This window comes from Streptomyces sp. NPDC059524 (genome assembly GCF_042749255.1).
GTDB classification, from domain to species: Bacteria; Actinomycetota; Actinomycetes; order Streptomycetales; family Streptomycetaceae; genus Streptomyces; species Streptomyces xanthii.
The window spans coordinates 34,928-46,692 of record NZ_JBHYTK010000054.1 but is presented as its reverse complement, the minus strand read 5'-3'; the positions used below and the strand labels follow the sequence as shown (position 1 = coordinate 46,692).

General features: G+C 73.9%; 9 protein-coding genes. 5 read left to right on the top strand and 4 right to left on the bottom strand.

Annotated features, from left to right (window positions below; translation table 11 throughout):
* Window positions 1-127: 127 nt before the first annotated feature.
* Both ACFW9D_RS17565 and ACFW9D_RS17560 read right to left on the bottom strand, forming a co-directional pair.
* The gene (locus tag ACFW9D_RS17565; protein WP_384622937.1) at window positions 128-2,245 is read right to left on the bottom strand and encodes an FUSC family protein; all 2,118 of its coding nucleotides are present in this window, start codon (window positions 2,243-2,245) and stop codon (window positions 128-130) included.
* A gap of 18 nt (window positions 2,246-2,263) precedes the next feature.
* On the bottom strand, window positions 2,264-3,400 hold the full coding sequence (locus tag ACFW9D_RS17560; RefSeq protein WP_384622935.1) for a DUF2786 domain-containing protein: 1,137 nt from the start codon (window positions 3,398-3,400) through the stop codon (window positions 2,264-2,266).
* A 107-nt stretch (window positions 3,401-3,507) separates the two neighbouring features.
* Between ACFW9D_RS17560 and ACFW9D_RS17555 the strand changes: the two genes are divergently transcribed.
* Both ACFW9D_RS17555 and ACFW9D_RS17550 read left to right on the top strand, forming a co-directional pair.
* Window positions 3,508-4,353, top strand: coding sequence for a nitrilase-related carbon-nitrogen hydrolase (locus ACFW9D_RS17555; protein WP_384622933.1), 846 nt, complete (start codon window positions 3,508-3,510; stop codon window positions 4,351-4,353).
* A gap of 60 nt (window positions 4,354-4,413) precedes the next feature.
* Window positions 4,414-6,087, top strand: a complete 1,674-nt coding sequence (locus tag ACFW9D_RS17550) for a bifunctional 3'-5' exonuclease/DNA polymerase (RefSeq protein ID WP_188338245.1) — start codon at window positions 4,414-4,416, stop codon at window positions 6,085-6,087.
* Here the strand turns inward: ACFW9D_RS17550 and ACFW9D_RS17545 are convergent.
* Window positions 6,069-6,872, bottom strand: a complete 804-nt coding sequence (locus tag ACFW9D_RS17545; protein ID WP_384622931.1) for an MBL fold metallo-hydrolase — start codon at window positions 6,870-6,872, stop codon at window positions 6,069-6,071. The two genes, ACFW9D_RS17550 and ACFW9D_RS17545, sit on opposite strands and share 19 nt — an antisense overlap.
* 185 nt (window positions 6,873-7,057) lie before the next feature.
* Between ACFW9D_RS17545 and ACFW9D_RS17540 the strand changes: the two genes are divergently transcribed.
* Window positions 7,058-7,519 carry a GNAT family N-acetyltransferase gene (locus ACFW9D_RS17540; RefSeq protein ID WP_384622929.1) on the top strand — a complete coding sequence of 154 codons (462 nt, stop codon included), beginning with the start codon at window positions 7,058-7,060 and terminating at the stop codon, window positions 7,517-7,519.
* 15 nt (window positions 7,520-7,534) lie between these two features.
* Here ACFW9D_RS17540 and ACFW9D_RS17535 read toward each other — a convergent pair whose 3' ends face one another.
* Window positions 7,535-8,539, bottom strand: coding sequence for a LysR substrate-binding domain-containing protein (locus ACFW9D_RS17535; protein ID WP_384622927.1), 1,005 nt, complete (start codon window positions 8,537-8,539; stop codon window positions 7,535-7,537).
* Between the two features lie 111 nt (window positions 8,540-8,650).
* Between ACFW9D_RS17535 and ACFW9D_RS17530 the strand changes: the two genes are divergently transcribed.
* Both ACFW9D_RS17530 and ACFW9D_RS17525 read left to right on the top strand, forming a co-directional pair.
* Window positions 8,651-9,730 (top strand): YeiH family protein, encoded by a 1,080-nt coding sequence (locus ACFW9D_RS17530; protein WP_384622925.1) that lies wholly within the window; start codon window positions 8,651-8,653, stop codon window positions 9,728-9,730.
* 548 nt (window positions 9,731-10,278) lie between these two features.
* Window positions 10,279-11,754 carry an ATP-binding protein gene (locus ACFW9D_RS17525; RefSeq protein ID WP_384622938.1) on the top strand — a complete coding sequence of 492 codons (1,476 nt, stop codon included), beginning with the start codon at window positions 10,279-10,281 and terminating at the stop codon, window positions 11,752-11,754.
* Window positions 11,755-11,765 lie beyond the last annotated feature (11 nt).

The following is an 11,765-nucleotide window of genomic DNA, read 5'->3' as shown; positions in this document are numbered from 1 at the left end:
CCTGAAATGCATGGCGCTGCGCGCCGCATTTCCCCGATGAAGGCTGCGCGCAGCGCATGCCTTCAGGGGCGCGGGGAACTGCGCGACCAGCCACGACGAAGCCGCACCCGGCGACGAACCGGCGGAGCTACGGCGCTGTCCGCTCCCGCTCACCTTTCAGGGTCATCGGCGGAGCCTCCGTGTCCAGCGCATCGGACAGATCGCCCAGCGTCTCCAGCAACAACCCCGCCCCCCGCCGCACCACACGATCCGGCACCCCGTCCCCGTCCCAAGCGGCCAGCGCCTCCCGCACGGGACCCCAGCGCGGCACCCGACGCTCACGGATCGCCCGGGCCCCGTCCCGGGTCGCCTTGATCAGCGCGTCGGCGAGGACGGACGCGGCGGGCACCGGCGTCGCCCCGCGCTCCGGCAGATGCGCCTCCATCAGCATCGCCACCCGCCCCAGATGGTGCAGCGCCTCGGCCGCGTCGTCGGCCGCGGCCCGCGTGAGGCCCCGGCTGCGGACGGGCTCGGTCTTGGCCCGGGCCAGCGCCTGTTCCCACGCGATGTGCGCGTCCCGCGCCTTGAGCAGCGCCTCCCGCACGTCCGGGCAGGCCTTGCCCTCGGGCCGGGCGTAGTGCCCGACGACGGCCGCCGCGTACTCACCGAGGGCGACGAGCCGGTCGGCAAGCCGGGTGCGCAGGCGCGGGGTCTCCCAGGCCGGGTAGAGCGCGTAGGCCAGCATGGCGAGCAGTCCGCCGACCAGGGTGAGCACGACCCGTTCGACGACGGTCTGGTCCCAGCTCTCGCCGCCCATGCCGAGCAGGAAGACGACGTACGCCGCGATGCAGGCCTGCGCCGCGAGCTGTCCCGTGCGCATCAGCAGGTACATCAGTCCCGCGCACCCCACGGCGAGCGCGGCCGCCGTGTACGTGCCCGGGTGGGCGATCCGCACGATGCCGGTGGCGACGGCCACCCCGACGAGCGTGCCGGCGAACCGGGCGACCGCGCGCGAGTACGTCTGCGAGAAGTCGGGCCGCATGATCATGACGGCGGACATGGGCGCCCAGTAGCCGTGCCCGAAGGGCAGCGCGTTGCCGAGGAGGTACCCGGCGAGGGCGACCGCGGTGACCCGGGTCGCGTGCCGCAGGATCGGCGAGCCCGGCCGGGCCTCACGGCGGACCGCCCGCACGGCGGCGGGCAGCAGCCGGAAGAGGGACGGGCGGCGCAGGGAGGCGGCCGGGTCCGCGGGGCGGCGGCGGACGTCGTCGTCCTCGGGCCGGGTGCCTCCGGCCGTCTCCACGACGTCCCGCAGCAGCGAGCCGAGCCGTTTCGCCGCGCGCTGGGCGGGACCGGTGAGGATCGATCCGGTGTCCGGGCTGCGGAACGCGGCGACCGCGCCGCCCGGGATCGTCACGGGCTGCCCCTGCCGGATGGCGCGGGCGGCGGCGTCCAGGATCGAGGCGGAGCCGGCGAGCAGCTCCCGCACCCGGTCCCGCTCCGGGCCCTCCTCGGGCACCCCGACGGCCGGGTCGGCGAGCGAGGCGAGGACGGGCCTGATCCGCTCGGCGAGCCCCCGCGTGCCGCGCAGCTGGGCGGGCCGGGTGCGGGCCTGGCGCGGGGTGAGCGCGGCGGCGCTGCGGGCCAGCATGAGCGGCTCGGGGTCGAAGGGGGCGACCGGGTCGTGGCGCAGCCGGCGCGCGTAGTCGGCCTCGGCGGCGAGCGCGTCGGCCAGCGCGTCCCGCTGAGCGCCCCAGCGCCGTACGGGGAAGAGGATCACCAGGGCCGCCTGGACCAGGCCGCCGACGATCATCATCGCGGCGTGTGCGGCTGCGCCCGCGACGGAGGTGGGCAGGGTGATCGTGACGAGCATCATCGCGACGTTCGACGAGGAGATCAGGCCGATGGTCGGGCCCGCCGCCCAGGCCAGTCCGGCGAGGAAGGTCCACAGCGCGAGCAGCGGCAGGAACAGGGCCAGGTGCGAGCCGGTGAGGTAGCCGACGAAGGTGGAGACGCCGAGGCTCGCGCCGGAGGCGAAGGCCAGCTCGGGGCGCGGCCGCCAGCTGCGCTGGAACGTGGCGATGGCCGCCTGGAACGCGCCGAAGGCCGAACCGGCCGCCACCTCGGGTCCGAACAGCCACAGGCTCATCGCGATGACGAGGGCGAGTCCGGCGGCGCCGCGCACCGCGATGAGCGGTTCGAGCCGCTTGCGCTCGACGCTCAGGCCCGAGCGCGTGGTGTCCTTCAGCGCCCGGTACCAGCTCACTCGGCAAGAATACGGGGACTAAGCCGGATCAATCGCTTCAGACCGTGACGCACCGGACAGCCGGGTGCGGTCCGCCGCCGAGCGGCCCTCGTGCCAGCCCGCCTCGTCCGAGACGCCGCGCATCCGCGTCGTCACCGTCTCCGGGAACATCTCCTCGGTGCGGCCCGTCACCGCCACGTCCCGCGCGGCGAGCACCGGCAGCAGTTCGCCGCGCTCCTCCGTGACCTCGTCCGCGACCGCCGCGAGCCGGTCGCCGATCCGCTGCGCGTACGCGGCCAGGAACGACTGCCGGAACGTCTTCGTACGCTTGCGGCCGCCCGCCCGCTGCTCCGCCTCGGCCCGCGTCATCGCGGTCGTGGCCTGCACCAGGAGCGAGGTGTACAGCAGCTCCACCGCCTCCAGGTCCGGTTCGAAGCCGACGACCGTGGAGAAGCCGAACGCGCTGTTCCACACCGCCTGGCAGCGGTTCGCCCCCGCCACCGCGGCGAGCAGCACCGCCTTCGCCGTCTCGTAGGGCGCGTCGACGCCGATCCGGCAGGCCGCGGGCGTGTCCTTCGCGTGCGTACGGGACGCGAGCAGCGCCTCGTCCACCGAGTGCCGGGCCATCAGCTCCTGCGCCTTCGCGGACAGCGCCTCGGCCTCCGGCGGGTAGCCGGTCGCCTCCGCCTTGGCGAGCAGCGCGCGGATCCGGGCCAACGTGCGCGGCTCACCGGCCACGGGCACGCTCAGCGCCTCACCCGGCACCGGGCCGACCGGCTCGATCGCGGGCAGCCGCAGCAGCAGCCGGTACAGCTCCAGGGTGGCCGTCGCGGCCGAGAAGCGGTCGGTGCGGGGGGCCTCCCCGGCGGGCAGGGCGTCGAGCTGGCCCGTCCAGCGGGCTGGCAGGACGTCGTAGCGGCCGGTCTCGGCGCGGATCAGGCGGGCCGCGAGGCGGGTGTGCGCGGTGTCCGGACCCAGGTCGCGGACGACCATGCGGTGCAGGTCGGCGGGCTGCCAGCCGCGCTCCCAGGCGCGGCGCACGAGCTCGCGGCCGCGCCGGGCGAGCTCGCTGTCGGACGCCGGGTCCGCAGCGAGGAGGGAAGCGGCCGTGTCCAGGTCGCCCTCGGATCCGTACAGAGCCTCGGCGAAGGCGCGATCGACGGTGCCTTCGCTCATCTGTCTGTCTTCCTCTCGGTCGCCCGGTCGTCTGCCCGGCTTCGATGATCTCAGGGGCGGGGTCCGCTCGGGATGCCGGGCGGGGGCGGGCCTGGGACGCTCGGGACATGAGAGTGGCACTGGCGCAGACGGACTGCGTGCTCGGCGACGTCGAGGCGAACCTCGCCACCGCCCGCGAGCAGCTCGCGCAGGCCGCGGCCCAGGGCGCCGACCTGGTCGTCTTCCCCGAGCTGAGCCTGCACGGCTACCACCTGGGCGCGCTCGCCACCGACACCTCCATCGCCGTCGACGACCCACGGCTGCTCGCGCTGACCTCCGAGCGGGGCGGACCCGACGCGCTCGTCGGCCTGCACGAGCACACCGGCCTGCGCGCGTACAACGCCTCCGCCCTCTACTCGCGCGGCGCCCTCGTGCACTCCCACCGCAAGCTGTACCTGCCGAACTACCTGGCCTGGGAGGAACGCAAGCACGTCAGCCCCGGGCAGCAGCTGCGCGCCTACGACCTGCCCGGCGGGCGCGGCCGGGCGGCGACCCTCGTCTGCAACGACGCGTGGCAGCCGGTGCTGCCGTGGCTCGCGGTGCAGGACGGGGCGGAGGTCGTGATCGTGCCCGCGAACAGCGCGTCCACACTCGACCCCGAGGCCATGGACACGGGCCTGTACTGGGACACGCTGCTCGCGTACACGGCGAAGATGCTCCAGTGCTGGGTCGTCTTCGTGAACCGGGTCGGGAACGAGAACGGGGCGTCGTTCTGGGGCGGGTCCCGGGTCGTCGACCCGCGCGGCACCGTCGTCGCGCAGGCCCCGAAATGGGAGCGGGCCCTGGTCACCGTCGACGTCGAGGTGCACGAGGCGCGGCGGCAGCGGCGGGCGGTGCCCCTGGTGGCGGAGGCGCGCCTCGGGCTCGTCGACCGGGAGGTCAGACGGCTGATCGACGAGGGCGGCGACAGCTGAACCCGGTACCCGGACCCGGCCTGCCCGGGGATTGTCAGTGGCCGGTGTGACACTCGCTGCATGACCGGACGCTGGGTGCTCGCCCCCACCGAGTCCGGCGGCGCGGAGCTCGCGCCGCTGGGCGACGACGGGCTGGCCGCGGGCCCCGTCGTGCGCGAGCCGGACCTCGCCGAGGCGGTCCGCTCCCGGCCCGGCGTCACCCGCTGGGTCTGGCGCGACACCCACACCGTGTACCCGAGGCTGCTCGCCGCGGGCGTCCGCGTCGAGCGCTGCTACGACATCGAGGCGGCGGAGAACCTGCTGCTCGGCCACGAGGGGCGGCACGGCGAACCCCGCTCGGCGGCCGCCGCCCTGGCCCGCCTGCGCAAGGCCCCGGTCCCCGCGGACCCGCCGCCGCGCACGGCCGCCCCCGGCTCCCAGTCCTCCCTCTTCGAGCCGCGCCCACCCGTCGACGTGCCGCTTCCGGACCTGCTGGAGGTGTACGCGGAGCAGCAGCGCAGACACGCGGCGGCCGAACGGCCGGAGCGGATGCGGCTGCTCACCGCTTCGGAGTCGGCCGGGATGCTGGTCGCGGCGGAGATGCGCGCGGCGGGCCTGCCGTGGCGGGCCGATGTGCACCGGGCCGTGCTCGCGGAGCTGCTCGGCGAGCGGTACGCGGGCGGCGGCGAGCCGCGGCGGCTCGCGGAGCTGGCCGACGAGGTGTCGGCCGCGTTCGGCAGACGGGTGCGGCCCGAGCTGCCGGCGGACGTCGTGAAGGCGTTCGCCCAGGCCGGCGTCAAGGTGACCTCGACGCGCCGCTGGGAGCTGGAGTCCGTCGACCATCCGGCGGTCGCGCCCCTGATCGCCTACAAGAAGCTGTACCGCATCTACACGGCGCACGGCTGGTCCTGGCTCCAGGACTGGGTGCGGGACGGACGCTTCCGCCCCGAGTACCTCCCGGGCGGCACGGTCTCGGGCCGCTGGACGACGAACGGGGGCGGGGCGCTGCAGATCCCCAAGGTGATCCGCCGCGCCGTCGTCGCCGACCCGGGCTGGCGGCTCGTCGTGGCCGACGCGGCGCAGATGGAGCCCCGGGTGCTCGCGGCGATCTCGCGCGACCCGGCGTTCATGGAGGTCGCGGCCCAGTCCGGCGACCTGTACCAGTCGGTCTCGGACCGGGCCTTCTCCGGCGACCGCGACCAGGCCAAACTCGCCGTCCTCGGCGCCATATACGGGCAGACCTCGGGCGACGGCCTGAAGAACCTGGCACTGCTGCGCCGCCGCTTCCCGCGCGCGGTCGCGTACGTCGACGAGGCGGCACGGGCCGGCGAGGAAGGACGGCTCGTACGCACCTGGCTGGGCCGCACCTGTCCCCCGGCGGCGGGCGCCTCCGGCGCGGAGGAGGCGGGCCTCCCCCAGGACGAGGCCGCCCCCGACTCCCCGTACGGCTACGCCTCGACGAACTCCCGCGCCCGGGGCCGCTTCACCCGCAACTTCGTCGTCCAGGGCAGCGCCGCCGACTGGGCGCTCCTGCTGCTCGCCGCCCTCCGCTCCGCCCTGGCCCCGCTCGCCGCCGAACTGGTCTTCTTCCAGCACGACGAGGTCATCGTCCACTGCCCCGAGCACGAGGTCCCCGAGGTGACGGAGGCGATCGAGCGGGCGGCGGCGACGGCGGGGCGACTGACCTTCGGGGAGACGCCGGTGCGGTTCCCGTTCTCGGTGGCGGGGGTGGAGTGTTACGCCGACGCGAAGTGAGCGTCGCCCTTGATGCTGAACTCGGCGCCGGGTGAGGCGTGTTCGACGGGGCCGTCGAAGCGTGCGGACGCCCGCTCCACAGCCGCGCGCGGGGTGAGCGAGCGCCCGACGTGCGTGACGATCAGCCGCCGAGCACCTGCCTTCGTCGCCGTCTCGCCCGCGTCCTCGGGCGTGTGGTGGACGCGTTCGGACTCCGCCGTCCGCGCCGGGTGCCGGTCGCTGTCGGCCTCGCAGAGCAACACGTCGCATCCGGCGGCCAGTTCGGTGAGGCTCGCGCACGGAGCCGTGTCCCCGGAGTACGCCAGGGATCCGCCCGCGCCGTCGATCCGCAGGCCGAAGGCGGGCATGCCGTGGGCGACGGCCCGGCTGGTCAGGCGGAGCGGGCCGACGTCCACCCGGTGCCCGTCGTGCAACTCCGTGACGGCGAAGGCGGATTCGACCGGGCTGCGGGCCGCACCGTTCGTCAGGAAGCCGGCGAGACGGTCGGCGATGCCGGGCGGGCCGTACAGCGGGATCGGCGCCGCGAGCGTGAGGTCGGCGTAGAGCGCGCCGTAGTAGGCGGTGAGCAGGTCGGCGCTGTGGTCGGCGTGCAGGTGCGAGATCCAGATGGCGTCGAGTTCGTCGAGGCGCGTGCAGCGCTGGAGCGGGCCGAGCGTGCCGCTGCCCGCGTCGACCCATATGCGGGCGCCGCCGCCGGTCACGAGATAGCCGGAGCAGGGGTTGTCCGCGCTCGGGTAGGGCGTCGCGGATCCCAGGACCGTGAGGTGCAGCGTCTGATCAGCCATGACGCGACCTTAGTTTCGGCGGAGGCCTCCGCCGCATCGGTTTCGGCAGAGGGCTCCGCCGCATCGGTTTCGGCGGAGACATCCGCGACCTCGGTTCGGCGGCGGCCTCCGCAGCATCGGCTCGGCGGCGCTCTCCGCAGCATCGGTTCGGCGGCGGCCTCCCGCCTCCCGTTAAGGTCGGGCCCATGCGCCCCGACGATCACGCCCTGCGCCCCGCGACCCGCGCCGACCTGCCCGCGGTCCTGGCCCTGCTCGCCGACGAGGACCGGGTCGTGGACCCGGCGGCCGTGGTCGTGACGGAGGCCTACGAGCGGGCCTTCGCGGCGATCGACGCGGACCCGCGCAACGAGATGCTGGTGCTCGTGGAGCCGACCGGCACGGTCGTGGGCTGCCTCCAGGCCACGTACATCCCGGGGCTCGGCAAGGGCGGCGCCGAGCGCGCGCTGATCGAGGCGGTGCGGGTGCGCGCCGACCGGCGAGGGACGGGCCTCGGCCGGGCCCTGATGGCCCGCGCGATCGACCGCGCCCGCGCGCGGGGCTGCGCCCTCGTCCAGCTCACCAGCAACAAACAGCGCTCCGACGCCCACCGCTTCTACGCGGGGCTGGGCTTCGCACGCAGCCACGACGGGTTCAAGCTCCCCCTGTGACCGCGCGCGGTCCTCTCACGCGGCCTGTGCCACACCGAGCAGACGCACGGCCGCGTCCGGGAGTTCGCGCCCCTTCAGCCACACCGCGTGCAGCAGGCGGCGCAGCGGGACCGCCGGGTCGACCTCGATCTCGCGCAGCCGGCCGTGGTCCACGTCCTCCTGCACGGCCAGCGCGGAGAGCACCGCGGGGGCCAGCCCCTGGGCGGCCGCGCTGCGCAGGGGCGCGGTGGAGCCCAGTTCGAGTATCGGCACCGCCACACCGTCGTACGGGCGCAGCGCCTTCTCCAGCGTCTCGCGGGAGCCGGAGCCGGGTTCCCTCAACAGCAGGGGCGTGTCAGCGAGTTCGCGGCCGGTGAGCGGGCGGCGGCGCCGGGTCCAGGGGTGGCCCGGGGCCACGACGACGGCGAGGCGGTCGCGGCCGACGACGGTGCGGTGCAGGTCGTCCGGCACCCAGGGCCCCTCGACGAACCCCAGGTCGCAGCTGCCGCGGCGCAGCGCCTCGATCACCCCGGAGCTGTTGGTGACGGTGAGCCCGACGTGGGTGTCGGGCGCCTCCTCGCGCAGCGCGACCAGCCAGCCAGGCAGCAGTTCCTCGGCGATGGTCAGGCTCGCGGTGACCAGGAGCCGGTGGTCCTGCCGGGAGCGCAGCGCGGCGGCGCCCGCGACGAGTGCCTCCGCCTGTTCCAGCAGGGAGCGCGCCCAGTCGCCGACGACGGCGCCGGCGGGCGTGAGCCGCGAGCCCGAGGTCGAACGGTCCAGCAGCCTCAGCCCCAGACGCCGCTCCAGCGTCCGCATCCGGGCGCTCGCGGACGGCTGGCTGATCCGCAGCCGTGCGGCGGCCCGGCCCAGGCTCCCGGTCTCGGCGACGCAGACCAGCAGCTGGAGGGCGTGCAGGTCGGGGAGCGGGCGCGGGGTGCCGTCGGCGGCGCGATCAGTGGAGCGATCGGCGGGACGGTCGGCGGGACGGTCAGCCGGCCGGTCGATGGGGCGGTCGACGGATCGGTCTGACTCCGAGGTCATCGGCAGGCTCGTACGGTCATAGCCGAACCCTACGGTCATAGCCGAACCCTATGACCTGCCCACAAGATCGCGTCTAGTGGGCTCCCCCGGGCCCGGCGCACGCTGAGATCCATGGTTCTCATCGGTCCGTCACGCCCCCGCCGCACGACGGCGCCGCCCGCCGCGCCCCGCGCGGAGCGCCTCGCCCCGGGCCTCGCGCTCGCCGCGGCGGGGGTGGCGTCGGCGTACGGGATCCACCGGCTGCTGCCCGCCGTACCGATGCTCACCGCGGCCGTCGTCCTCGGCATCGCCGCGGCCCATCTGCCGGGCGCCGCCACCCTCGTACGAGGTGTCGCGCGGCCCGGGCTGTCCATGGCGGGCAAGCGGCTGATGCGGCTCGGCATCGTGCTGCTCGGCCTGAAGCTGAGCCTCGGCGACGTGGCCGGTCTCGGGTGGCGGGCGCTGGTCATGGTGGCCGGCGTCGTCCTGGTCACGTTCTTCGGGACCCAGTGGCTGGGCCGCCGGCTCGGCCTCTCCGCCGATCAGTCCCTGCTGGTCGCCACGGGTTACTCGATCTGCGGCGCGTCCGCGATCGGCGCGGTCAGCGGGGTGCTCGGCGGCGGGTCCGGCAAGGACGGGAACGACGAGCGGCGCGAGGCGGAGGTCGCCTCCTCGGTCGCCCTGGTCACGCTCTGCGGCACGCTCGCCATAGCCGTGCTTCCGCTGCTGCGGACCCCGCTCGGCCTGGACCCCACGGAGTTCGGGCGCTGGGTCGGCGCGAGCGTCCACGACGTCGGGCAGGTCGTCGCCACCGCCCAGACGGCCGGCCCCGAGGCGCTGACCGAGGGCGTCCTGGTCAAGCTGATCCGGGTCGCGATGCTGGCGCCGCTCGTCGCGGGCGTCGCCCTGAGCCGCCGGGCCCACACAGGCCCGGCCGCGTCCGGCCGTCGCCCCGCTCTGCTCCCCCTCTTCGTCGTGGGCTTCCTGGCGATGGTCGCCCTGCGCACCACGGGCCTGCTCGGCGCACCGCTCCTCGACGCGGCCGCCCTCGTCCAGGAACTCCTCCTGGCCGCCGCCCTGTTCGGCCTCGGCAGCGCCGTCCACCTGCCGACCCTGGCCCGCACGGGCGGCGCCCGCACGGCCCTGCTCGGCCTGGCGTCCTGGGTGCTGGTCGCGGGGGTGTCGTACGCGGGGGTGCTGCTGACGGTCTGACCGCCGGGACCAACCACCTGTTGTCGACACCCTGAGCACAAGCTCACGGCAACTCGTCGACAACAGAAAACCCCAGGTCGGATGCATCCGACCTGGGGTTCTTAGGTGAGCCGCCTTCGGGATTCGAACCCGAGACCTACGCATTACGAGGGCCTGCAAGATCATGACGGGTGGTGTCAGAGGGTGCCCCCGAATCCCGTTTCCGCTGCTCAGAGGTGCGCTACCTTGATCAGCATGGCGCCTGATCGGCCCTCGTGTCACCCAGTCCGCTCACGCTGCGCTCACGCACGACGGCCGTGCTACGGGCTGCAGAGCGCGGCCAGGAACAGCGACGAGCGCGAGGAAACGCATACTCAGTCGCTCCTTACCGGAAAAGCCCCGGAACCCCGTAACCACAGCTGAGGGCTTCAGTACCATCAGGTTGGGGGTGGGCTCACGTGTGTGCGAGCTGTCTCCTGCTCAGAGGTGCTTGCTCCGTCTGCTCCATTGGATCTCCGGGACAGCCTTCGCTAAGACGCGTCCGTAACGAGGGAGCATTGGAAACACCCATCGCGTACGACATCGCGGCGCCCGAGCCTGCAGGCATGGTGGCCTCGCTCAGCTCTCTCGGATACTCACTACCCGCGGCCGTCGCGGACTTGGTGGACAACAGCATCTCCGTCGAGGCAAAGAACATCGACGTGGAGTTCACCTGGGCGGGATCAGACTCGTGGATCGCTGTGGTCGACGATGGCTGGGGCATGACCGCCGAGGAGCTAGTCACGGCCATGACCGTGGCTGCCCGCGGACCCGCGACCGCACGCACGTCCAGCGACCTGGGACGTTTCGGGGTCGGCCTCAAGTCGGCCTCGTTCTCCCAGGCCAGGCAGCTGACCGTGACCACGGCCAGGGATGGGAAATGGCACACGCGCACATGGGACCTCGACGTCGTCGAGGCATCCGGCCAGTGGCGCCTTCTTCACGGGGCCGACGACGACACCACGGCCGTGCTCGACAGACTTCGAGGACCGTCCGACCACGGCACCGTCGTGCTGTGGAGGCGGCTTAACGGATACCGCACCGACGGCGTCAGCACGGATGACGAGCGCACGCAGAAGCAGTTCTACGCCGAGGCGACGCGCACGGAGTCACACCTCGGCATGGTGTTCGCCCGCTTCCTCGCCGGGGCCCGTCGCCGGAAACTCCAGGTCCGGGGCACCCCGGTGGAACCCTGGGACCCGTTCATGAGCAGTCATCCCTCCGTGCAGCGTCTACCCGAGGAGGAACTCCCTCTGAACGGCAGCCTCGTGAGGGTCGAGGCATTCGTCCTGCCCAGCGCGCAGAGGCTCACCCCGGAGGAGCACGACCGGGCTGCCGGCCCCGGAGGCTGGCTCGACCAGCAGGGGTTCTACGTCTACCGCAGGAACCGGCTGATCCTGGCGGGTGACTGGCTGGGACAACGGGGCATGCGCAGGGAGGAGAAGTACAACCTGGCGCGCATAGCCGTGGACATTCCCGCCGAGATGGACGCGGAGTGGGGCGTGGACGTGAGGAAGTCGAGTGTCGTCCCGCCCGTCGGTCTCAGGCCGCACCTCCTCCGCATCGCGCGCAAGGCGCGGTCCACCGCCGCCGACGTCCTGAGGCACCGTGGCCAGGTGGCCGCGCGAACGCACGGCGACCCCCTGTCGTACGCGTGGCTGGTACGCCGCCCCGACGACAGGGTCGTCTGCAAGATCAACCGCAGCCACCCGCTGGTGGAGACGGCCCTGCGCCCGGGAGGAACCAGCGCTGCGAACGTGCATGCCCTGATCCGTCTCCTCGAGGAGACGATCCCCGTCGCGGCTCTCCGGGTGATGCACGAGGCGGACAGCAGTGACGACCCCGAGCCGTTCGGTGGTCCAGGCGTCGCCGATACCGAGGCGGTCGAGGTCGCACAGCGCATCTACGAGTCGCTGGTCCTGGGCGGGCGTTCGCCGGCCGCCGCGCGGGAGAGACTCCGAACGATGCCGCCCTTCGACCAGCTTCAGGGTTTCTGGAGCAGGTGACTCGATTGTCA